This is a genomic window from Aquamicrobium sp. (genome assembly GCF_023954335.1).
In the GTDB taxonomy this organism is placed as follows: Bacteria; Pseudomonadota; Alphaproteobacteria; order Rhizobiales; family Rhizobiaceae; genus Aerobium.
In genome coordinates this window covers 169,127-191,323 of sequence record NZ_JAMLIE010000002.1, presented here as the reverse complement: position 1 = coordinate 191,323, position 22,197 = coordinate 169,127, and the positions used below count along the sequence as shown (strand labels likewise).

Annotated in this window: 16 protein-coding genes, 1 tRNA gene and 1 pseudogene; 5 read left to right on the top strand and 13 right to left on the bottom strand. The window is 67.9% G+C overall.

Annotated elements, in window-relative coordinates; translation table 11 throughout:
• Positions 1–28: 28 nt before the first annotated feature.
• On the top strand, positions 29–1,186 hold the full coding sequence (locus tag M9945_RS13475) for an acyl-CoA dehydrogenase family protein (RefSeq protein ID WP_367945022.1): 1,158 nt from the start codon (positions 29–31) through the stop codon (positions 1,184–1,186).
• Between the two features lie 27 nt (positions 1,187–1,213).
• On the opposite strand, the gene M9945_RS13470 is transcribed toward M9945_RS13475, so the two are convergent.
• Positions 1,214–2,446, bottom strand: a complete 1,233-nt coding sequence (locus M9945_RS13470) for a CaiB/BaiF CoA transferase family protein (protein ID WP_367945021.1) — start codon at positions 2,444–2,446, stop codon at positions 1,214–1,216.
• Complete coding sequence (locus M9945_RS13465; RefSeq protein WP_367945020.1) at positions 2,446–3,270, bottom strand: enoyl-CoA hydratase/isomerase family protein; 825 nt, start codon at positions 3,268–3,270, stop codon at positions 2,446–2,448. Before M9945_RS13465 ends, M9945_RS13470 begins: the two co-directional genes overlap by 1 nt.
• Positions 3,271–3,480: 210 nt before the next feature.
• On the opposite strand from M9945_RS13465, the gene M9945_RS13460 reads away from it, so the two are divergent.
• The 3 genes from M9945_RS13460 to M9945_RS13450 all read left to right on the top strand — a co-directional run bounded on the left by M9945_RS13460 (position 3,481) and on the right by M9945_RS13450 (position 7,098).
• A complete protein-coding gene (locus M9945_RS13460) occupies positions 3,481–5,046 on the top strand; it encodes an AMP-binding protein (RefSeq protein ID WP_367945019.1) in 1,566 nt (521 codons plus the stop codon).
• A gap of 20 nt (positions 5,047–5,066) precedes the next feature.
• On the top strand, positions 5,067–5,876 hold the full coding sequence (locus M9945_RS13455) for an enoyl-CoA hydratase-related protein (RefSeq protein WP_367945018.1): 810 nt from the start codon (positions 5,067–5,069) through the stop codon (positions 5,874–5,876).
• A 70-nt stretch (positions 5,877–5,946) separates the two neighbouring features.
• Positions 5,947–7,098, top strand: coding sequence for an acetyl-CoA C-acyltransferase (locus tag M9945_RS13450; RefSeq protein ID WP_367945017.1), 1,152 nt, complete (start codon positions 5,947–5,949; stop codon positions 7,096–7,098).
• Between the two features lie 59 nt (positions 7,099–7,157).
• Here the strand turns inward: M9945_RS13450 and M9945_RS13445 are convergent, their stop codons facing one another.
• From M9945_RS13445 to M9945_RS13395, 11 genes and pseudogenes are all read right to left on the bottom strand, one after another.
• Positions 7,158–8,066 carry a hypothetical protein gene (locus M9945_RS13445; protein ID WP_367945016.1) on the bottom strand — a complete coding sequence of 303 codons (909 nt, stop codon included), beginning with the start codon at positions 8,064–8,066 and terminating at the stop codon, positions 7,158–7,160.
• A gap of 17 nt (positions 8,067–8,083) precedes the next feature.
• Complete coding sequence (locus tag M9945_RS13440; RefSeq protein WP_367945015.1) at positions 8,084–8,485, bottom strand: hypothetical protein; 402 nt, start codon at positions 8,483–8,485, stop codon at positions 8,084–8,086.
• Positions 8,486–8,641: 156 nt separating this feature from the next.
• Positions 8,642–8,717, bottom strand: a tRNA-Ala gene (locus tag M9945_RS13435).
• A 107-nt stretch (positions 8,718–8,824) separates the two neighbouring features.
• Complete coding sequence (pyc, locus tag M9945_RS13430) at positions 8,825–12,292, bottom strand: pyruvate carboxylase (protein ID WP_367945014.1); 3,468 nt, start codon at positions 12,290–12,292, stop codon at positions 8,825–8,827.
• A gap of 169 nt (positions 12,293–12,461) precedes the next feature.
• Positions 12,462–13,307 carry a DUF296 domain-containing protein gene (locus M9945_RS13425; protein ID WP_367945013.1) on the bottom strand — a complete coding sequence of 282 codons (846 nt, stop codon included), beginning with the start codon at positions 13,305–13,307 and terminating at the stop codon, positions 12,462–12,464.
• A gap of 1 nt (position 13,308) precedes the next feature.
• Positions 13,309–14,061: an SDR family NAD(P)-dependent oxidoreductase gene (locus M9945_RS13420; RefSeq protein WP_367945012.1), complete on the bottom strand. Its 753-nt coding sequence runs from the start codon at positions 14,059–14,061 to the stop codon at positions 13,309–13,311.
• On the bottom strand, positions 14,058–15,668 hold the full coding sequence (locus tag M9945_RS13415) for an acyl-CoA synthetase (protein ID WP_367945011.1): 1,611 nt from the start codon (positions 15,666–15,668) through the stop codon (positions 14,058–14,060). The genes M9945_RS13420 and M9945_RS13415 overlap by 4 nt, the downstream gene beginning before the upstream one ends.
• A 28-nt stretch (positions 15,669–15,696) precedes the next feature.
• On the bottom strand, positions 15,697–16,542 hold the full coding sequence (locus M9945_RS13410) for an IclR family transcriptional regulator (protein ID WP_367945010.1): 846 nt from the start codon (positions 16,540–16,542) through the stop codon (positions 15,697–15,699).
• Positions 16,543–16,546: 4 nt separating this feature from the next.
• Positions 16,547–17,351, bottom strand: a pseudogene (locus M9945_RS13405) (SDR family NAD(P)-dependent oxidoreductase).
• An 88-nt stretch (positions 17,352–17,439) separates the two neighbouring features.
• Positions 17,440–18,453, bottom strand: coding sequence for a TRAP transporter substrate-binding protein (locus tag M9945_RS13400; protein ID WP_367945009.1), 1,014 nt, complete (start codon positions 18,451–18,453; stop codon positions 17,440–17,442).
• A gap of 33 nt (positions 18,454–18,486) precedes the next feature.
• The gene (locus tag M9945_RS13395; protein WP_367945008.1) at positions 18,487–20,352 is read right to left on the bottom strand and encodes a TRAP transporter large permease subunit; all 1,866 of its coding nucleotides are present in this window, start codon (positions 20,350–20,352) and stop codon (positions 18,487–18,489) included.
• Positions 20,353–20,824: 472 nt separating this feature from the next.
• On the opposite strand from M9945_RS13395, the gene M9945_RS13390 reads away from it, so the two are divergent.
• The gene (locus tag M9945_RS13390) at positions 20,825–22,081 is read left to right on the top strand and encodes a PAS domain-containing protein (protein ID WP_367945007.1); all 1,257 of its coding nucleotides are present in this window, start codon (positions 20,825–20,827) and stop codon (positions 22,079–22,081) included.
• Positions 22,082–22,197: the final 116 nt, after the last annotated feature.

Genomic DNA, 22,197 nt, shown 5'->3' with positions numbered 1-22,197 from the left:
ACAGGACCTGAAGCGCAGGGAGCGGAAAATGTCCTTCTCGAAAACCGAAACCCATCGCGAGATCGAGGACGCGGTCGGCAGGATCTGCCAGCGCTTCGACGATGCCTACTGGCTGGAGCGCGACACGAGGGCCGAGTTCCCGCACGATTTCCACCGCGCGGTCGCCAAGGCGGGCTGGCTCGGCATCGCCATGCCGGCCGACTATGGCGGCGCGGCGCTCGGCATCACCGAGGCGGCGGTGATGATGCGCACCGTCTCGGAATCCGGCGCCGGCATGTCCGGCGCATCGGCGATCCACATGAACATATTCGGCCTGCAGCCCGTCGTCGTCTTCGGCACGCACGCGCAGAAGCAACGCATGCTGCCGCCGCTGATCCGGGGCGAGGACAAGGCCTGCTTCGCCGTCACCGAGCCCGATGTCGGCCTCAACACCACCCGCATCAAGACCAGCGCAGTGCGCAAGGGCGACCGCTATGTCGTGCGCGGCCAGAAGATCTGGATCTCGACGGCGCAGGTGGCGAGCAAGATGCTGCTGCTGGCCCGGACCGGCACCCCGGAAGCCGGGCATCGCGGCCTCAGCCTGTTCTACACCGACATCGACCGAAGCAAGGTCGAGATCAGGGCGATCCACAAGCACGGCCGCCACGCGGTGGATTCCAACATACTGTTCTTCGACGGGCTGGAGATACCCGAGGACGACCTGATCGGCACCGAGGGAAGCGGCTTCAAGCAGTTGATGCACGGCTTCAACCCCGAGCGCATCCTGCTGGCCTCCGAGGCGATCGGCCTCGGCCACGCGGCGTTGCGGCGCGCCTGCCAGTATGCGCGCGAGCGCGTGGTGTTCGACAGGCCCATCGGCCAGAACCAGGGCATCCAGCACCCCCTCGCCCAGAGCTGGATGAACCTCGAGGCCGCGTGGCTGATGACGCTGGAGGCCGCGCGGCTCTACGACGCCGGCGAGGAATGCGGCGCTGAGGCCAACGCCGCCAAGTACCTCGCCGCCGAGGCGGCCTATGCGAGCTGCCAGGCCGCGGTGATGACGCATGGCGGCATGGGTTATTCGGCGGAATACCATGTCGAGCGCTATCTGCGCGAATGCCTGATACCGCGCATCGCCCCGGTCAGCCCGCAGATGATCATGAACTTCATCGGCGAGAAGGTTCTCGGCCTGCCGAAATCCTATTGAGGGAACGCGCCCCGCGCCGGGCAGCGCCTACGGGCGTGGCGAGCCGGCGGCCTTGGCCATGCCGCGCCTTTCCGGCGCGCCCACCAGATGGCGGGCGACGAGCACGGCGATCTCCTGCGCCGACAGGCCGAGCGATTCGAGGATCGCCGCCGAATGCTCGCCCACCATCGGCGCCGCGCTCCTGATGCCGGTGGCGCTGTCGCCGAACCGCACCAGCAGCTCGGCGAGCGGCAGGGGAGCCGGCGCGCCCGCCACCTCGGTCGGATGCAGAACGCCGCTGGCGGCGATATCCGGCGCGGTCAACGACTCGCGCGGCGAATAGACCGGGCCGGCCGGAATGCCCGCCCGGGCCAGAAGGGCCAGCGCCTCGTCCTTGGACTTGCCCTCGCACCATACGCGCATGAACACGGACAGCTGCTCGCCGTTGAGGCCGCGCATCGAATCCGAGGCGAAGCGGGGATCGCCCGCGAGCTCCGGCCGGCCGATGAGCCGCGCCCAGCGCTGGAACATGACGTTGCCGACGACCTGAACGGCGATGAAGCCGTCCAGCGTGGCGAAGAAATCCGAAGGCCCCGAGAAGGGGCTGCGGTTGCCCCAGGGCTGGCGGTCCGCCCCCTTCGCCGCCGCCTCGATATGGGCGGCGTTGATGAAGGTCATCGCCGTCGCCAGCAGCGAGGCCTGGACGTCCTGCCCCTTCCCCGACTTCATCCGCTCGATCAGCGCCGCCAGCGTGCCCATCGCGCCGGCGAGCCCGGTTCCGTAGTCGACATAGGAGCTGGCGGCGCGCGACGGCGCATCCTCGCTGCCGCCGAGATAGGCCGCGCCGCTGATCGCCTGCGCCACGGCGTCGAAGCCGGTCTTGGCGCGCAGCGCCTCCGATTGCCCGAAGGCCGAGAGATTGGTGGTGATGATGTCCGGCCGCACCGCGACCAGCCGCTCGCGGTCGAGGCCCTGACGTTTCAGCGCGTCGACCGGCATGTTGGTGACCACGACGTCGGCGGTGGCGATCAGCCGCGAAAGGATCGGCTCGACCTCCTTCGACGCCATGTCGATGGCGAGCGAGCGCTTGTTGCGGTTCATCTGCAGGAAGAGCGCGCCCTGCCCTTCCTCGGTCACGGGAACCAGCAGCCTGTCCTCGCCGCCGGCGACCGGCTCGATCCGGATCACGTCGGCGCCGAGGTCCGCGAGGATGGACGCGCAATAGGGGCCGGCGATGTACCGGCTGAAATCGAGCACCCTGATGCCGCTGAGGACGGACATCAGGACGGGGCTCCCTCTGCCCGCGCCACGGTGGCGTGGAAATCGGCCGGCCGCTTCTCAAGCAGCGCGGCGACGCCCTCGGCGACATCCGCCGAGCCGAAGCAGAGCGACTGGTTGAGCGCCTCGGCCTCCAGCGCCGCCGCCAGCGTCGCCGGCTCGGCCCGCAGCAGGGTCCGCATCTGCAAAAGCGCCGGCGCCGGCGCGTCGGCCAGCAGGGCCGCCTTCTCCTCGGCGGCCGCGTCGAGCCCTTCGTCCTCGACGCAATGATCGACCAGCCCGATGGCGAGCGCATCCTCCGCCGTATAGGACAGCCCCTCGAGCAGGGTCCGCCGCGCGGCCGGGCCGCCGATCCGGCGCGGAAGCGAATAGGTGACGCCGAAATCGGCCACGAGCCCGAGCTTCAGGAACGGGAACCCGAGCCGGGCCGAGCGGCCGCAGACGATGGTGTCGCACAACAGGGCAAGGCCCGCCCCCGCGCCGACGCAATGGCCGCGCACCGCCGCGATCAGGGGCTTCGGGCTCTCATGCAGCAAGAGGGCGAGGTCCCCGACCGAGCGCATCATCGCCAGCGCCGCCTGCCCGGCCCGATGCTGCGTGATCTGGCCGATGTCGCCGCCGGTGGAGAAATTGCGGCAGCTCGTCCCGATGACGATGGCGCGCACCTCCGGGGCCGCGAAGGCCGCGCGCAGCGCCGCCGTAAGCGCCTGCCGGGCCTCCGCGTCGAGGGCGTTGCGGCCGGCCGGGTCGTCGAGCGTGAGGCGGCGCACGCCCGTCGCACCATCTGTCGCGGTTATTGCCAAGGCGCTGCCTCCCTTCGATCTCATGTGACATTTTTTCTAACGAATGTTCGTAAATTTTCAAGTGCCTGCCGCAAAATCGGCAGCTCGCCGTCAAATCACGCAAAAAATCCAATCTCCATATGGAGTTTTACGTTCTTCCGCATCTCCGGAAACAGCCCGTGTTGACACATTGATTCGAACGTCTGTAATAAAATGGAAACAGCGACGCGCCTGCACCGCTGTTCAGGAGGAGCCATGATGACCGACGCGCCCCGTACCGTGCCCCAGGTGCTGCTTGACGCCGCCGCGGCCCATGGCGACATGCTGGCCATCGTCTCCGAGGAATCGACGCTCACCTATGCCGAGCTGCGCGATCGCGCCGTCAGGGCCGCGGCGCTGTTGCGCGCGCGGGGCGTCGGCCGCGGCGACCGCGTGGCGATCTGGCTGCCCAACTCGGCCGCCTGGGTCGAGGCCGCGCTCGGCGCCTTCATCCTCGGCGCCACCGTCGTGCCGATAAGCACCCGGCTCCGGGCGCAGGAAGCCGCCTTCATGCTGCGCAAATCCGCCGCGCGCGCGCTCGTCGCCGCCGGCGATTTCCTCGGCGTCGACTATGGCGCGATGATCGAGGGCATCGACCTGCCCGACCTGAAAACCCGCATCCGCACCTTCCCGCGCGACGGCGAGCCGGACGAATGGGCGCAGGGGCTCGACGAGGTGATGCCCGAGGACTGCGTCGCCGCCCTGCGCGCGGCCGCCGGGGTGACGCCGGACGACGTCGCCGAGATCATGTTCACCTCCGGCACGACGGGCTTTCCCAAGGGTGCGATGCTGCGGCACGGTCAGATCGTCCGCACCTATTCCATCTATTCCGAAAGGGCGGGGATCAGGGCGGGCGACCGCTACCTGATCATCGCGCCGATGTTCCACTCCTTCGGCTTCAAGGCCGGCGTGCTCGCCGCCATCATCCGCGGCGCCACCATGTACCCGGTCAAGGTCTTCGACGCGGCCGAGACGCTGCGGCGGATCGAGGCCGAGCGCATCTCCATCATGGGCGGCCCGCCCACCATCTTCTCGACCCTGATCGAGCTGAACCGCAGCGAGGGCAAGGACCTGTCCAGCCTGCGCAGCATCGTCACCGGCGCCAGCATGGTCTCGCCGGGCCTGATCCGTGCCCTGCAGGGCGAGGTCGGCGTCGAGATCGTCGTCAACGCCTACGGGCTGACCGAGGTCTGCGCCCTCGTCACCATGACCAGGCCCGACGACGAGGTGGAGACGATCGCCACCACCGCCGGCCGCGTCATCGATGGCGTCGAGATGCGGCTGGTCGACACGGACGGCAACGAGGTGCCGGTCGGCGCGGCGGGCGAGATCGAGGTCCGCGGCTTCAACGTCATGGCCGGCTATCTCGACGACCCGGCGGAGACGGAAAAGACCATCCGCCCCGACGGATGGCTGCGCACCGGCGATGTCGGCGTGCTGAACGAGGACGGCTGCCTGCGCGTCACCGACCGCATCAAGGACATGTTCATCGTCGGCGGGTTCAACTGCTATCCGGCCGAGATCGAGAAGATGATGCTCGACTATCCCGGCATCCGCGAGGTCGCGGTCATCGGCGTGCCGGACGAGCGGATGGGCGAGGTGGCGAAGGCCCTCGTCGTCGCCGCGCCGGACCGGCCGTTCGATACCGACGCCTTCATAACCTGGTGCCGCGCCAACATGGCCAATTACAAGGTGCCCCGCCACGTCGAGCTGCTCGACGCCCTGCCGCGCAATGCGATGGGGAAGATACAGAAGTTCCTGCTTCGCGAAGCAGACGCTTGACCGCCCGAAAGGACACGGACATGACCGACCCGCAGTCGAGATTCGACACCTACCAGCACATCGCGGTCGAGCGCCGGGAGCGCATCCTGCGCCTCACGCTCAACCGCCCCGACAGGCTGAACGCGATCGGCGGCGACATGCACCGGGAGCTTTCACGCCTGTTCCACGACGTGGCGGCGGACGAAGGCTCCGACGTCGTCGTGCTGACCGGAGCCGGCCGCGCCTTCAGCGCCGGCGGCGATCTCGACTATCTCGAGGCCTGCCGCGCCGATCCGGCACGGTTCGAGCAGTCGCTGCACGAGGCACGGGGCATCGTCTACGGCCTGCTCGACTGCGACAAGCCGATCGTCTGCCGTCTGAACGGCGACGCGGTCGGCCTCGGCGCGACCATCGCCCTGTTCTGCGACATCGTCGTCGCCGCCGATCATGCGCGCATCGGCGACCCGCATGTGCGGGTCGGGCTCGCGGCCGGCGACGGCGGGGCGCTCATCTGGCCCCAGCTCATCGGCTATGCCCGCGCCAAGCAATATCTCCTGACCGGCGACCTTATCGCCGCGCCCGAGGCCGCGTCCATCGGGCTGATCAACTTCGCGGTCCCCGAGGGCGAACTGGACGCCACCGTCGACAAATGGGCCTCGCGGCTGGCCCGCGGCGCGACCCGGGCGACGCGGCTGACCAAGGCGACCATCAATGCCGGGCTGCGGCAGCTGGCGGCGTCGATCCTCGACATCGGCCTCGGCTACGAGGGCCTGTCCGCCCGCACCGAAGACCACGCGGAAGCGATCGCGGCCATGCGCGAGAAGCGCCCCGCCCGTTTCGGGCGCAACTAGCGCATCTTCGCAAATCCACGGCAACGGGCTCCGGCCCCTCCCCGATCATCGACAGGCAGGGAAAATCACAATGCAGCGCGCAGTCATCGTGTCCGTCGCCCGTACGCCGATCGCCAAGGCCGGGCGTGGCGCCTATGCGCGCCTGCATCTGGTTTCGCTGGCCGGCCACGCGATCCGCCATGCGGTCTCCCGCGCCGGGCTGGAGCCGGACGAAATCCAGGAGGTGTTCAACGGGTCCGCCGTCTCGGTCGGGCCGGCGCTGGGCAATGTCGGCCGTCATGCCGCGCTGCGGGCCGGGCTGCCGGCGTCCGTGCCCGCCGCCAACGTCACCCGCGCCTGCGCCTCGGGCCTGCAGGCGATCGTCTCCGCCGCCCACCGCATCATGCTCGGCGACATCGACGTCGCCGTCGCGTCGGGCGTCGAATCGATCTCCCTCCAGCTCGATCCCGACTTCCCGAACCTCGCCAGGGAGCCGTGGCTGGCCGCGAACCTGCCCGACATCTACATGCCGATGATCGATACGGCGGAGATCGTCGCAAGCCGCTACGGCATCGGCCGCGAGGCGCAGGACGCCTATTCGCTCGAAAGCCAGCGGCGAACCGCAGCGGCCCAGCAGGCGGGGCGTTTCGACGCCGAGATCGTGGCCTTCGCCGGCGAGGCGGCCCCGGAGGAGGCGATCCGCCTCGTGAAGGACGAGGGCAACCGCGCCGATACGACCATCGAAGGGCTCTCCACCCTCAAGCCGGTGCGCGGCGACGGCTTCACCGTCACCGCCGGCAATGCGAGCCAGCTTTCAGACGGCGCCGCGGCGGTCGTCCTGATGTCGGAGGCCGAGGCAGCCCGGCGCGGCCTCGAGCCGCTCGGTGTCTTCACCGCCTTCGCGACGGTCGGCTGCGCGCCGGACGAGATGGGCATCGGCCCAGCCCTCGCCGTGCCGAAGCTGCTGGGCCGCGCCGGCCTCACCGTCTCCGATATCGACCTGTGGGAGCTCAACGAGGCGTTCGCCAGCCAGGTCATCTATTGCGTTCGCCAACTCGACCTGCCGGCGGACCGGCTGAATGTCGACGGCGGCGCGATCTCGATCGGCCATCCCTACGGCATGTCCGGCGTGCGCCTCGCCGGCCACCTCCTCCTCGAAGGCAAAAGACGGCGCGCGCGGCGCGGCGTGGTGACGATGTGCGTCGGCGGCGGCATGGGCGCCGCGGCCCTCTTCGAAATGTGAGCAGGCAGGCATCCGCCTCCACCACGGGCGGCAGGCCGGCAGGTGCGCGCGCGCCGCCATCACCGCGAAATGATGGAAACCGTCATCTCGCGTGTTTTGACGATCATGTCGCGGGCTTCTTCGACTGACATGTCGGCAAATATCTTGTCGAGATTGCTGGTGCTGACGATCAAACGGGAATCGTCGCCAAATGGACCCCAAATCCAGCACTGGGTTACGCTGGACATCAGGCAAATGGAACCCTCGGTCAGATCACCCTGCTTGTCATACTTCGCGGACCCTGAGTTCCAGTAATCTCTCGGAAATCCCAGATGCGAGGTCGGCGCTATCAGGACCCTGCCTATGTGCCGATACGGATCGGGAGAATAGGACCCGCACCACGCCGGCGGTGCGCTGCCGCTGCAAGCCGTCGTCATCGCAGCGTGGGTCGATGCCGGCCAGAGCCAGATCGTATCGACCTCGATGGCGCGCGCCCCATTCCGGCTTTCGCGACAAAGCCGGGCATAGTCGGATTTACGATCCATCGCACCGAAGGTGCTGACGCTCTCGCCGGCTTCTAGGCGCGCTCGCATCTCGGGCGGGATGAACAGGTCGACCCCGGCGATGCGGACCGGGAGAGGTGACCCGAAGCAGGCGTTCGGGACATACTGGTGCCACAGCACGAAAATGGCGGCGACCGCAGCAATGGCCCCCAGAGCCCAGTGAGCAACGGCGAATCGGCGCAGGAGACTGCCGACAACGATCCCGATCACCATCGCGGCCGAGGACGCACCGATCACGAGAATATACTTGAGTCCGGCATATTGACCAGTCGGAGGATCTGGCCAAAGCAGCGCAACCGGCGGGCAAATTGCAACGAACAGCAGAAGAACACGCCAGTTCCAGCTGAAACACATCGCCAGAGCGGAAGATAGAAATATCCCGATCAGCAAAAGAATATGCAATGTTGGCTCATCGATCGGAAACATCTATATGCCCATCCCCGTCATTGTCGCGACTTTCGCCACCCGGCCTCGCGGGCATCAGCCTCGCTACAGAACCATCGTTCGCCGTGCCGGAGCGATATGCGGGTTTGCCGATAGTATTTCTGGCCCGGCAGGTGATAGATGCGCTCGCCCGTGTCAATCGAGATATTGCCCTTGATGTCGCATCCCGAGCCGGGCAGCATCGCCTTCAGGCCGCCGGTCGACAGGCCGTCCGAAGTGTAACCAACACCGAAGGCGCTCACCAACATCAGGCCGGCCAGGGCACTGGGAATGGTCAGGCGTCGTTTCCCGCGCCGCATATAGCGAGGCGACCGACCGCCGATGTCTTCGGCGAGCACCTTCAGCCTGTATTGCGGGCCGCCCCATTTGAGCCGGCGGAACCGATAGAGCTTCCTTCCCATGCCGCCATCATGGCATTGGCAGGCTAATGGCCGGTGGAGCGAGCGACTTGCATTTGAATGGTCGGGCAGGAAAATCGCAACCAGGCGGCCAAACCGGCGTCGAAATCTGCCGCCATGTTCGATTTATAATGATTTCAACGCCTTGGAGAAATCCGTTGGTGGAGCCGAGGGGGATCGAACCCCTGACCTCGTCATTGCGAACGACGCGCTCTCCCAGCTGAGCTACGGCCCCGTCCAGCGGATGGGCGCATTTAAGAGGCGCATCCTGCGGTGTCAAGCGGCTGATCGGGGCTTGGCGAAACTTCTCCGGCAAATTCCCCGATCAGTTGCCCATGACCGCTAATCCGCGGCGTAAACCACGAGCAGGTCCTTGGCGTCGATCTGGTCGCCGGTCTTGACCAGCAGCTCGGCGATCGTGCCGTCGCGCTCGGCATGGAGCGCGGTTTCCATCTTCATCGCCTCGATGGAGACGAGCACGTCGCCCGCCGTCACCGCCTGCCCGGCCGCCACCGCGACGGTCGAGACCACGCCCGGCATCGGCGCGCCGACATGGGCCGGGTTACCGACCTCCGCCTTGCGCCGGGCCTGGGTGCCGGCGGCGCCGTGCGCCCGGTCCGGCACCTTGACGCGGCGCGGCTGGCCGTTGAGCTCGAAGAACACCGTCACCATGCCCTTGTCGTCGGTATCGCCGACGGCGAGGCAGCGGATGACCAGCGTCTTGCCGCGCTCGATGTCGACGAGGATCTCCTCCTCCGGCTGCATGCCGTAGAAATAGGACGGGGTCGGCAAGACGCTGACCGGGCCGTATTCGCCGATCGCCGCGGCGAAGTCGGAAAACACCTTGGGATACATCAGCCACGAGGCGAACTCGGCGTCGGAAAGCGAGCGCCCGAGCTTTTCCTCGATGTCCTTGCGGTCGGCGTCGAGGTCGGCGGCGGCGAGGAGCGAGCCGGGCCGGACCGTGATCGGCTCCGCCCCTTTCAGCGCCTTCCTCTGCAACCCCGCGGGCCAGCCGCCGGGCGACTGCCCGAGATCGCCGCGCAGCATCGAGACCACCGAATCCGGGAAGGCAATGTCGCGCGCCGGGTTCTCGACATCGGCGACCGTCAGGTCCTGGCTGACCATCATCAGCGCCATGTCGCCGACCACCTTGGACGAGGGCGTGACCTTGACGATGTCGCCGAACATCATATTGGCGTCGTGATAGGCGCGCGCCACCTCGTGCCAGCGCGTCTCCAGCCCGAGCGAGCGGGCCTGCTCCTTCAAGTTGGTGAACTGGCCGCCCGGCATCTCGTGCAGCCACACTTCCGAGGCCGGCCCCTTCAGGTCGCTCTCGAAGGCGGCGTACTGGTTGCGCACGGCCTCCCAGTAGAACGAGATGCGCCGGATCCATTCGGGGTCGAGGCCGGGATCGCGCGCGTCGCCGCGCAGGGCCTCGACCAGCGAGCCGAGGCAGGGCTGCGCGGTGTTGCCGGACAGCGCATCCATCGCCGCGTCGACCGCGTCGACGCCCGCCTCGACGGCGGCGAGCACGGTCGCAGCCGAGATGCCGGAGGTGTCGTGGGTGTGGAAATGCAGCGGCAGGCCGGTCGCCTCGCGCAGCGCCTTGAACAGCACCTTCGCCGCGGCCGGCTTCAACAGGCCGGCCATGTCCTTGACGGCGATGATATGCGCGCCCGCCGCTTCCAGCTCCCTGGCCAGCGCGACGTAGTACTTCAGATCGTACTTGGCGCGGGCGGGGTCGAGGATGTCGCCGGTATAGCAGATCGCCGCCTCGCAGAGCTTTCCCTCCTCCCGCACGGCGTCCATGGCGACGCGCATGTTCTCGACCCAGTTCAGGCAGTCGAAGACGCGGAAGAGATCGACGCCGTTCTGCGCGGCCTGGCGCACGAAATAGCGCACCACATTGTCTGGATAGTTGGTGTAGCCGACGCCGTTCGCGCCGCGCAGCAGCATCTGGAGGAGGATGTTGGGCGCGGCCTCGCGCACCTTGTGGAGCCGCTCCCACGGGTCCTCGGTCAGGAAGCGCATGGAAACGTCGAAGGTCGCCCCGCCCCAGCATTCGAGCGAGAACAGGTCCGGCAGCGCGCGGGCGTAGACGCCGGCGATTTGCGCAATGTCGAAGGTGCGCATGCGCGTCGCCAGCAGCGACTGGTGCGCGTCGCGCATGGTCGTGTCGGTGAACAGCACCCGGGTTTCGGCCCGCATCCATGCGGCAAACTTCTCCGGCCCCAGCGCGTCGAGCCTCTGCTTTGTGCCGTCGGGGACCGCCGCCTCGATATAGGGCACGCGCGGCGCGGCGGCCTGCGCGTTGGGCATGGCACGGCCGCGCGTCTCGGGATGGCCGTTGACGGTGACGTCGGCGAGATAGGTCAGGAGCTTGGTGGCGCGGTCCTGCCGCTTGACGCTGGCGAACAGCTCCGGCGTCGTGTCGATGAAGCGCGTCGTATAGGAATTGTCGAGGAACTTCGGGTGGCCGATGATGGCTTCCAGAAAGGTCAGGTTCGTCGCGACGCCGCGGATGCGGAACTCGCGCAGCGCCCGGTCCATGCGGCTGATCGCCTCTCCCGGCGTCGCGCCGGAAGCCGTGACCTTGACCAGCAGCGGGTCGTAGTAGCGGGTGATGATCGCGCCCGAATAGGCGGTGCCGCCGTCGAGGCGGATGCCGAAGCCGGCGGCCGAGCGATAGGCGGTGATGCGGCCGTAATCCGGCACGAAGTTCTGCTCGGGGTCTTCCGTGGTGATGCGGCACTGGAGCGCGTGGCCGTGGAGGCGGATGTCTTCCTGAGCGGGCACGCCGGATTCGGGCGTGCCGATCGCCTCGCCCTCGAGGACGTGGATCTGCGCCTTGACGATGTCGATCCCCGTCACCTCCTCGGTCACGGTGTGCTCGACCTGGATGCGCGGATTGACCTCGATGAAGTAGAATTTGCCGGTGTCGGCGTCCATCAGGAACTCGACCGTGCCGGCCCCCACATAGGACGTCGCCTGCGCGATCTTCAGCGCATAACCGCAAAGCTCCTCGCGCCGCGCGGCGTCGAGATAGGGCGCCGGCGCGCGCTCGACCACCTTCTGGTTGCGGCGCTGGATCGAGCAGTCGCGCTCGAAGAGGTGAACGGCGTTGCCGTGGGTGTCGCCCAGAACCTGCACCTCGACATGCCGGGCGCGCTCGACCAGCTTCTCCAGATAGACCTCGTCCTTGCCGAAGGCGGCCTTGGCCTCGCGCCGCGCCTCGGTCACCTCGCGGGCAAGGTCGGCTTCCTCGCGGATGGCGCGCATGCCGCGCCCGCCGCCGCCCCACGACGCCTTCAGCATCAGCGGATAGCCGATCTCGGCGGCGAGCGTCTTCACCGCCTCGATGTCGTCGGGCAGCGGGTCGGTGGCGGGAACCACCGGAACGCCGATCTCGATAGCGAGGTTGCGCGCGGCGACCTTGTTGCCGAGCCGGCGCATGGTCTCCGGCCGCGGGCCGATGAAGGTGATGCCCGCCTCGGCGCAGGCGTCGGCGAATTCGGGGCTTTCTGAAAGCAGGCCGTAGCCGGGATGGATCGCGTCCGCGCCCGACAGCTTCGCCACCCGGATCACTTCCTCGATGGAGAGATAGCTCTCGATCGGGCCCATCTCCTTGGCGAGGTGCGGGCCGCGCCCGACCTGATAGCTCTCATCGGCCTTGAAGCGGTGCAGCGCATATTTGTCTTCCTCGGCCCAGATCGCCACGGTGCGGATGCCGAGCTCGTTGGCGGCGCGGAAGATACGGATCGCGATCTCGGAACGGTTCGCGACGAGAAGCTTCTTGATCTTGGGCACGGAGGATACAGCTCGCATTCTGGAAAACGGGTCGGTGAAGTGCATCGAAACCGTCCGCCGATGCAAGGCGTGTTTTCCTGAAGGACGGGAAATTCCGCAAGGGAAGGAAAGATTTTCCCGCACCGACGCGCCAGCATGCGACGGCCCGTCGCAAAAAGGCCGGCCGCGGTCAGCCCTGCCGCGCGACGGCGAGAACCTCGAAGGTGACGCAGACCGGATTTTCCCCGCGCGCGAGCCTGCCTTCATGAACCGCGCCGTCCATGTCGGCCAGCGCGACGTCGAGCTGGCATTCCGCCGTGCGCATTTGCCCGCCGTCGATCATCACCTCGGTCGCATGGGACGGCACATGGCGGTCGTCGGTGAAATCGACACCGGCGAGGCTGCCGATGCCGTGAATGTCGGCCTCGGCCAGCCCGTTGTCGCGGCATGCCGTTTCGAGGATGAGCGAGATGTCGCCGTTCGGCCGCACCGTGCAGGCGAGCGCGGGCAGCCCGCCCTCCCCCTCGCCCCCGCTCACCGGCTCGGCCGCGAACAGCTTGAAATTCGTCTCCGCGTCGTCGCGGGCGATGAACGCCGCGCCGGCGATACCCCATGCCGTCACGCGCGCATCGCGCGCCACGAACGACTCGTGTGGCAGGAGGTGGCCGGCGCGGCGCGCGCCGTCCCGCCCGCGCCACACGCCATGGCAGTGGATGAACGGCGCATCGTCGCGGATGCCGGCGATAACGCCTGCCTTCTCGATGCTCACGACCCCCTCGGGCGCATGCGTCGCGCTGTACCAGGCGACGTGGCTGTCATCCGGCGCCGCGGCCGGGATGACGTAGCGCATCGGCTCCACCGCAACGCCGTCGAGCCGCGCGAAGCCCGAGGCGAAGCCGGCCCGCGCCAGCGCGCCGGTCACGGCGGCGTTGACGCTCTCGCCCGCCTTCAGGTCGAGAACCAGCGGATGGGCGCGGCAGGGAACGACGTTCTGCCTCAGCGCGGCGGGCGGGCCGGGGTGGCGAAGAAAGCGCATCTCACGCCTCCCTGATCGTCAGCCCGGCGGTGAGGAAGCCGCCGTCGACGGCGAGGATATGGCCGTTGACGTAGCTCGCCTCGTCGGAGAGCAGGAACGCCACCGCCTTGGCGATCTCGCGCGGCTCGCCGTAGCGGCGCAGCGAGACGCGCGCGTTCCACTGGCCGCGCACGTCCTCGGTGTGGATCGCCTTGGTCAGCGGCGTGTCGATCGGCCCCGGCGCGACGGCGTTGACGCGGATGCCGTGCGGGCCGAGCTCGTTGGCCATGACGAGCGTCAGGAGGTTCTGCCCGCCCTTGGACGCGCCATAGGCGCTGCGGCCCTTGTTGCCGGTCATGCCGGAGACGGAGGTGATGTTGACGATGGCGCCGCCCGCCCCGCGCGCCAGCCACAGCCGCGCCGCCGCGCGCGAGACGATGAAGGTGCCGGTCAAATTGACGTCGACGATGCGGCGGAAATCCTCGACGCTCGTCTCCAGCATCGGCCGATCGACGGCGATTCCGGCGCAGTTGACGATTCCGACGAGCGTCCCGCCTTCGGCCACCCGCGCCACCATCACCTCCACCGCCGCCTCGTCGGTGACGCTTAGCGCATGGGCGTGCCCAGCCGGCAGGCCTAGCGCGGCGCAGGCCGCGTCCAGCGCCTCGCGCTTCAAATCGGCGATGTGCGGGGCAAAGCCGCGCTCTTTCAGGAGCCGCGCCGTCTCCAGCCCGATGCCGGACGCGCCGCCGGTGACGATGACTGCCCCGTTCATGCCGTTTCCTCCAGCTCGCCGCGCCGCGCCAGCTCCTCGCGGATCAGCTTCTTGGCGATCTTGCCGTAGGCCGATTTCGGCATCTCGTCCCAGAACACGAACCGCCTCGGCATCTTGTAGCGGGCGATCTTCTCGCCGAGCCAGCCGGCGAGGTCGATGTCGCGCGCGGCAAAGCCCTCGCGCGCGACACAGACAGCGACGCCGACCTCGCCCCAGACCGGGTCCGGCACACCCAGCACCGCGACTTCCGAGACGCCGGGATGCTGGAGGATTTTCTCCTCGATCTCGCGCGGATAGATGTTCGAGCCGCCCGAGATGTACATGTCGGAGGCGCGGCCGGTGATGTAAACGAAGCCCTCCGCATCCATGTGGCCGAGGTCGCCGGTGCGGAACCAGCCGTTGCGGAACGCCTTGTCGTTGGCCTCGGGGTTGTCGTAGTAGCCGGCGAACACGGCCGGGCCGATGACGCAGATCTCGCCGGTCTCGCCGGGTGCGACGGCTTCGCCGGCGTCGTTCTGGATCTCGACCTGCATGCCGGTTCGCTCGAATCCGCAGGTGCCGATGCGGGCATGCGGCCCGTCCTCAGGCGCGTGGAAGGCCGGCGGCAGCACGGTGATGTTGCCCGTCACCTCGCCAAGCCCGAAATACTGCACCAGCACCGGCCCCAGCTTTTCCAGCGCATGGACCTGATCGGTCCGGTACATCGGCGCGCCGGCATAGATGACGTAGCGCAGCGAGGAATGATCGAAGCGGTCGACGGCCGGGTCCTCCACCAGCATCTTCAGGATGGTCGGCACGGTGAACATGTTGCTCACCCGCCACGTCTCGACCAGCGCCCACACCTGTCCGGCGTCGAAGCGGGCCGAGGCCGGCAGGATGGTCTTCACCCCGTGCGCCACCTGCACGAGCTGGTGCACGCCCGCGCCGTGCGACAGCGGCGCGACGACGAGCGAGGCGTCGCCCCGCCCCATCGTTCCCGGCATCAGGTCGCACAGATGGTTGGTGACGACGAAGGCCATCTGGCCATGGGTCAGCACCGCCGCCTTCGGCCGGCCGGTGGTGCCGGAGGTGAAGAAGAACCAGCAGGGATCGTCGCGATCGACGGCGACGCTCGCCGCCTTCTCGCCGAGATGGCGGGCGACGATGGCGTCGTAATCCTCGCCAAAGCCGACCTCGCCGATGGCAATCGTGAAGCGCAGCGCCGGCGAGGCCGCCCGGCAGGCGGCGGCGTGGCCGGGAAACTCGGCGCCGCAGATCATGCCGACCGCGCCGCTGGCCGTCGCGAGATAAGCCACCTCGTCCGGCGTCTGGCGGAAATTGGTCGGCACCCAAACCGCGCCGATGCGAAAGCACGCGAACATCGATTCGAACATCTGGTTGCAGTTCGCCGACTGCACGAGCACCCGGTCGCCCTTGGCGACGCCGAACGCGCCGCGCAGCGCCGCGGCCATGGCCTCGACCCGCGCCTCCATCTCGCGCCATGTCCAGCTCCGCTCCCCCCAGACGAAGCCGGGCGCGTCCGGGTCGCGCCGCGCCGCCTGCGTCAGGAAATGTGCGAGGTTCATCACCCGGGTGCTGGCCGGGCGCGGGGTCCCTGCTGCCGTCATGCCGGGCGCTCCACCGGACGGATTGCGCTCATCGTGCCGTTCTCCTTTCAGGATTCCTCGTGCCCCTGCCCCGGGCGGAAAACATCTGGCCGAGCTTGGCCTCGACGAGGCGCGCCTCCTCGATCAGGCCCTGCGCCAGCTCGGCCTGCCGCGCCTCGTGCATCCGGCTGTCGATGGCGGCGATGCTGAGCGCGCCGGCAAGCCCGCCCTGCGGCGTGCGCAGCGCGACGCCGAGGCCCCACGAATTGGCGAAGATGCGGCCGGGATTGAGCGCGAAGCCGTGCTGGCGCGTCAGCGCCACGTCGAGGCGGATGCGCTCGGGCGTCAGCATCGGGAATTTTTCCGCCAGCACCCCGGCATTGGCCTCGAGCACCGCCTCGACCTCGTCGTCGGGCAGCGACGACAGCATGGCGAGCGAGCCGGCGCCGACGCCCAGCGGGTGCTCGAAGCCGGCCTGAAGCGCGTGGGTGCGCACCGGATAGGTGCCTTCCTCGCGATAGAGGCAGATGGAGAAGCGGTCGCGCCGCACCGACAGGAAGGTCGAATCCTCGGTCTTGCGCGACAGCCGTTGCAGGCTTTCCATCGAAAGCTGAAGCAGGCCGAAGCGGCGCGAGGCGAGGCTGCCGAGGACATAGGCCTCCTGCCCGAGATAGTAGCGGCGCGTCTCCTCGTCCTGCTCGACCGTGCCGGCGCGGATCAGCGCCAGCAGCAGCCGCCGGCAGGTCGGCTTGTTCAGCCCGCTTTCCTCCACCGCCTCGGTCAGGGTGATGCCGCGCTCGGCATGGCGCCCGACCGTCGACAACAGCGCCAGCGCCCGGTCGACGCTCTGCGCGCCGGTGGCGTCGTTGCGGCGGGGAGCGGGGCGGGACGGCATGGCCTCAGGCCACCGCGGAAACGGCGCAGCTCTGCCCACCGTCGACCGGCAGGCACACGCCGGTGATGAAGCGCGCCTCGTCGGAGGCGAGGAAGACGGCCGCCGCCGCCACGTCCCACGCCGTGCCCATGCGCCCCATCGGCACCATGGCGTCACGCGCCGCGACCATCTCCTCGACCGAGGCGTACTGGCTGGAAATCTGCTTGTAGATCAGCGGCGTGTCGATCAGGCCCGGCATGATGCAGTTGGCGCGGATGCCCTGCCTCGCATATTGCATCGCCAGCGCCACCGTCGCCTGGTTCACCGCCGCCTTGGTGGCATAATAGGCGAAATAGGGGTAGCCGACATAGCGGATGGCGGCGAGCGAGGAGATGTTGACGATGGCCCCCCCCGCCCGCCTCGATCATGTGCGGCAATACCGCCTTCGCCGTGCGGTAGACCGGGCCGATGTTCAGATCGAGCGCGGCCTGGAACGTCTCCTCGTCGAGCTCGACGGGGCCGCCCATATGGGTGACGCCGACATTGTTGTGCAGGATGGAGATACCGCCGAAGGCCGCCGCAGCCGGCGCGGCCGCATCCCGAATGGAAGTGAGATCGGTGACGTCGGCGGCGAGCGCCAGCGCCGCGCCGCCCTCCTCGCGGATGATCGCCGCGGTCTCTTCGGCCGCGGCGGCGAGGAGATCGACGCAGGCGACGAGTGCCCCCTCGCGCGCATAGGCGACGGCCGCCGCCTTGCCGTTGCCCCAGCCGGGGCCGGACGAGCCGGCGCCGAAGACGATGGCCGATTTGCCGTGAAGGCGACCGCTCATGCCTGCCACTCCTGCCCTGCCACCCGGCCCTGCCACCCCGGAAGCAGGCGGGCCGTCGCCGGCCCGCCCCGTTCGCGCACAGGACGGATCAGCCGAGCGAGCTGCCAACCGCCTTTTCCAGGATCGCCCAAGCGTCGTCGCCGTAGTTCTTCTTCCACTCGGCATAGAAGCCGGCATCGGCCAGCTTCTGGCGGAAGGTGGAGGTGTCCGGCTCGTTGACGATCATGCCATGGCCCTCGAGCTCGCCGCGCACCGTGGCGTTGAGCGCGGCCACATCCTCGCGCTCCTTCACCGCCGCCTCGTTGATGTTCTTCGCGACGATCTCGCGCACGTCCTCCGGCATGCGCTCCCAGGCGCGCTTGTTGGCGAGGAACCAGAAACCGTCCCACATGTGGTTGGTGAAGGACAGGTACTTCTGCACCTCGTAGAGCTTGGCCGTCGAGATGATGGCGAGCGGGTTCTCCTGCCCGTCGACGATGCCGGTCTGGAGCGCCGAATAGACCTCGGCGAAGTTGATCGAGGCCGGCGCGGATTCGAAGGCCGAGAACATCGAGGTCCACAGCGGGCTGACCGGCACGCGGATCTTGAAGCCCTTGAGGTCGTCGGCCGTGTTGATCGGCCCGACCGACGAGGTGATCTGGCGGAAGCCGTTGTCCCAGATATTCTCCATGACGACGAGGTTGGACTTCTCGATCTCGCCGCGCACATAGGCGCCGAGCTCGCCGTCCATCGCCGGCCACACCTGGTCGTAGCCCGGGAAGGCGAAGCCGATGCCGCTGATCGAGGCGTTGGCGACGAGGGTCGACAGGATGAGCGGCGACAGGGTGAAGAACTCGACGCCACCCGAGCGCACCTGGCTCAGCATGTCGGTGTCGGCGCCTAGCTGGTTCGACGGGAAGATCTGGATGGCGACGCGCCCGCCGGTCTCCTCGCGGATATTGTCGACCGCCTCCTGCGCGCGCACGTTCATCGGGTGGGTGAGCGGCAGGTTGTTGGCGTATTTGTAGTTGAACTCGGCCGCTTGCGCCCCGGCATGGCGGATGGTGCTGACCAGCGGCAGGGCGGCGGCGCCCAGCATCAGCGTTCTGCGGTTCATTCTCATGGCAGTTTCCTCCTTGGCTGCTTGATGGTGTTTCTAGAGATAGGCGATGGACAGCGCCGGCACGGCGGCGATGAGCAGGAGCCCGACGATGAGCGCCCCGAGATAGGGCCAGATCGCGCCCATGGCCTCGTCGGGCGAGACGTTGCCGATCTTGCAGGCGATGTAGAAGCCGATGCCGATGGGCGGGGCCATCAGGCCGATATTCATCGCCGTGACCACGACCATGGCGTAGTGGACGTCGTGGATGCCCATCTGCTTGGCGATGGGGAACATCAGCGGCGCCATCAGCACGATGGCCGGCAGGCCCTCGAGCACGCAGCCGAGCACGACGAAGACGGCGATGGTGACGAGCATATAGGTGAACCAGCCGCCCGGCAGCTCGCGCATGTAGCCGGCGAGCTGGTGGGCGAAGCCGGTCTGCGTCAGCGCCCAGGCCATGGCCGAGGCCGTGCCGAGGATGAGCAGGATCGCGCCCGACAGCGCCGCCGTCTCGACCAGCATGGCGTAGATCTTCGGCGGCCTGATGCCGCCATAGAGGACGATGCCGATGACGAAGGCGTAGAGCACGGCGATGGTCGACACCTCCGTCGCCGTGGCGATGCCGCCACCGACCGCGCCGCGGATGATGAAGGGCAGGAGCAGCGCCGGCGCGGCGATCAGCAGCGTCGCGCGCACCACCTTGAACGGCGCCCGCGCCACCCCTTCCATGCTCTCGCCGCGCGCCTTCCAGCGGGCGAGCACCGCCAGCGACAAGAGCAACACGAAGGCGATGACGACGCCGGAGGTGAACAAAGCGGCGATGGAAACGCCCGCCACCGAGCCGAGCACGATCAGCACGATGGAGGGCGGCACGGTGTCGGCCATGGCCGCGCCGGTGGCGAGCAGCGCGATCATCTCCTTCGGCTTGTGGCCGCGCCGCTTCATCTCGGGAAACAGCGCCGGCGCGACCGTCGCCATGTCGGACACCTTGGAGCCGGAAATGCCGGAGACGAGGAACAGCGAGCCGAGCAGCACATAGGACATGCCCGCCTTCACATGGCCGAGCAGCGAGGCCATGAAATCGACGATGGCCTTGCCCATGCCGGTGGCGTCGAGGATGCAGCCGAGCAGCACGAAGATCGGCACCGAAAGCAGGATCAGGCTCGACATGCCCTCGTCCATGCGCCCGATCATCACGATCATCGGAACGTGCGTGGTGAAGGCGAGGAAGCCGATGGTGCCGACGGCGAAGCAGAAGGCGATGGGAACGCCGAGAACGAGGCAGAAGGCCGCGACCCCGACGAGGAAGATCAGGATGTTGAAGTAGCCCAGCCCCATCAACACCGGCGACATCAGGAAGCCGAGCCCGACAAGGGCGGCGATGATGACCACAGAGACGACGATCTCCTGCCGCGCCGCCGTGCGCCAGACATGGGCGAGCGCGACGACGAGCATCAGCACGATGCCGACGACGATGGCCGAGACGCGGTAGCTGACCGGAATCTTCAGCGCGGCCGACGTGACCCACGATTCCTCGCGCACATAGTCGACCGCCGGCATCAGCAGCGCGGCGAGCGCGGTGATGGCGAGCAGCGTCGCCAGCGTCTCGATCAGCCCGCGCCAGCGCGCGGGGAACATGTTGATGAACACCGTCAGGCGCAGGTGCTCGTTGCGGTCGATGGCAATGGCCGACCCCAGCATGGCGAACCACAGGAACGAGATCGACGCCGCCTCGTCGATCCAAACCACTGGCATGTGCAGCACGTAGCGCGTGAACACCCCGGCCAGCAGCAGGCCGACGATGAGGACCAGCAGAATCGCCGCGACCACCTCGACCGGGCGCATGAGCAGAGAACCCGCCCGCGCGCCGACCACTTCCGATTGCGTCTCGATTGCGAATTCGTCGCCGGCAGTCGCCATGCACGTCCTCCTCCCGGCTCTCGGGTCCGCCCCGATCCCGTCACGACGCCCATCAGGTGCACCGCGGGCAAAGCCGGCCATTCTCCCCGGAAATGCCGGCGAACGGTTTCCTCCCGCGCCGGCAATTCCACCATTGGTCTATATTGTGGACCAATTTCTCATCTTTGCCTATTTGCTCGCACAGATCATGCGCGCATACAAGAATTTCTTGCCCGATCGTTCCATATTATGGATCACGCGCAAATCATCCGCGGCGTCACTTGTGTGCCGTCCGCCAACGCGGCCCCCAGCGCAGCATCCGCGGGCGAAAATTCATATATTTCTTTGAGCTAACGCAAAGCAACTGTTCCGGTTTGCTACACAGTGGCGGGAACTTACGCATTCGACCGCCCGACGCACTGATTGCCGCCCCACCCTCCCCCACTCCTGCCCTTGGGGGACATCCCGACATCACTGGTTCGCGAGGCCATAGGTGACAGCCGAAGACACGACGCAGCGACCGTCACCCAACGGCGCAACGCAGGCGGGAGCGCGCGCCGTCGCCACCTCGGTGGACGAGGTTCCGTTCCGGATCGAGGAGCTCTTCTTCTCGCGCACCGACGCGCGCGGGCGGATCCTGTCCGGCAACGACGTCTTCCAGCGCGTCAGCCTCTATGGCTGGGACGAGATGATCGAGCGCCCCCACAACATCATCCGCCATCCCGACATGCCCCGGGCGGTGTTCTATGTGCTGTGGGAGCGGATCAGGGCCGGGCAGCCGGTCGGCGCCTATGTCAAGAACCGCGCCAAGGACGGCCGCTACTACTGGGTCTACGCCGTCGTCACCCCGCTCGACGACGGCTATCTTTCGGTCCGGCTCAAGCCGGGCAGCGCGCTGTTCGCGGCAGCAAGCGGGCTCTACGGCGCGATACGCCGGCAGGAGCTCGAAACCGACTGCAAGCCGGCGGAAAGCGCCGGGGCCCTTCTCGGCCTCCTGTCGCAGGCCGGCTTCGGCGACTACCCCTCCTTCATGGCCCGCGCGCTGGGCGGCGAGATCAGGAACCGCGACGCGGCGCTCGGTCGCCCGACATGGCAGGCACTCAGCCATTTCGAGGATCTTCTCGAGTCCGCCGCCATCCTGCTGACGGCCGCGGCGCGGATGCTCGATCTCGCCTCGGCCTTCCGCTACACGCCGAGCAATCTGCGCATTCAGGCGGCGCGGATCGGCGACGAAGGCCGCGCCATCGGCGAGATATCGACCAATTACGGGCAGATCTCGGAATCCATCGTCGAGAACCTGCGCCAGCTCCACCTCGCCGCGCAGGACGTGTTCGCCTCCGTCAATGACGGGCTGTTTCTCGCCTGCACCGCGCGGCTTCAGGAGGAGACGGCTGTCTTCTTCAACCGTGAGGCTGCGGGAAAGGACGCGGCTTTCGGCGACGAAGCCGAGCGGCTGATGCGCCAGACGCGGGACTACAGCGCCCTCGCCGCCGAGAAATTCGATCACATCAAGGTGCATGTCGCCCGCTTCTTCGACCTGACCGCCGACATGAAGCGCCTGTCCTCGGCGCTGGCGGCCGTGCGGGTCATGGGCAAGGTCGAGAGCGTCACCCTCTATCGCGGCATGTTCGCCGAGCTGATCGGCGACCTCGAGAAGGGGCAGGAGGCGCTGTCGGCCGGCCTTTCCGAAATCTGGGGCATAAACAACCGGATACGCGACAACATCCGCCATATCGACGGCCAGAACTGATCGCCCTCCGTCCCGTCCGCGCATGAACGGGACGCAATCGCCCACCACCCCGATATCGTGAACCGCAGCCTGCCGCCGGAAGATCACTGCGCAGGCGACGGGCGCCGTGCTGCCAC

Excerpts from the sequence above, each read along its gene's own strand:
- M9945_RS13440 (WP_367945015.1), bottom strand. The coding sequence starts at position 8,485 with ATGGGAAGGAAGCTCTATCGGTTCCGCCGGCTCAAATGGGGCGGCCCG.
- M9945_RS13410 (WP_367945010.1), bottom strand. The coding sequence starts at position 16,542 with ATGCCGTCCCGCCCCGCTCCCCGCCGCAACGACGCCACCGGCGCGCAG.
- M9945_RS13450 (WP_367945017.1), top strand. The coding sequence starts at position 5,947 with ATGCAGCGCGCAGTCATCGTGTCCGTCGCCCGTACGCCGATCGCCAAG.
- M9945_RS13475 (WP_367945022.1), top strand. The coding sequence starts at position 29 with ATGTCCTTCTCGAAAACCGAAACCCATCGCGAGATCGAGGACGCGGTC.
- M9945_RS13455 (WP_367945018.1), top strand. The coding sequence starts at position 5,067 with ATGACCGACCCGCAGTCGAGATTCGACACCTACCAGCACATCGCGGTC.
- M9945_RS13400 (WP_367945009.1), bottom strand. The coding sequence starts at position 18,453 with ATGAGAATGAACCGCAGAACGCTGATGCTGGGCGCCGCCGCCCTGCCG.
- M9945_RS13460 (WP_367945019.1), top strand. The coding sequence starts at position 3,481 with ATGATGACCGACGCGCCCCGTACCGTGCCCCAGGTGCTGCTTGACGCC.
- M9945_RS13415 (WP_367945011.1), bottom strand. The coding sequence starts at position 15,668 with ATGACGGCAGCAGGGACCCCGCGCCCGGCCAGCACCCGGGTGATGAAC.
- M9945_RS13465 (WP_367945020.1), bottom strand. The coding sequence starts at position 3,270 with ATGAGATCGAAGGGAGGCAGCGCCTTGGCAATAACCGCGACAGATGGT.
- M9945_RS13395 (WP_367945008.1), bottom strand. The coding sequence starts at position 20,352 with ATGGCGACTGCCGGCGACGAATTCGCAATCGAGACGCAATCGGAAGTG.
- M9945_RS13445 (WP_367945016.1), bottom strand. The coding sequence starts at position 8,066 with ATGTTTCCGATCGATGAGCCAACATTGCATATTCTTTTGCTGATCGGG.
- M9945_RS13420 (WP_367945012.1), bottom strand. The coding sequence starts at position 14,061 with ATGAACGGGGCAGTCATCGTCACCGGCGGCGCGTCCGGCATCGGGCTG.
- M9945_RS13425 (WP_367945013.1), bottom strand. The coding sequence starts at position 13,307 with ATGCGCTTTCTTCGCCACCCCGGCCCGCCCGCCGCGCTGAGGCAGAAC.
- M9945_RS13470 (WP_367945021.1), bottom strand. The coding sequence starts at position 2,446 with ATGTCCGTCCTCAGCGGCATCAGGGTGCTCGATTTCAGCCGGTACATC.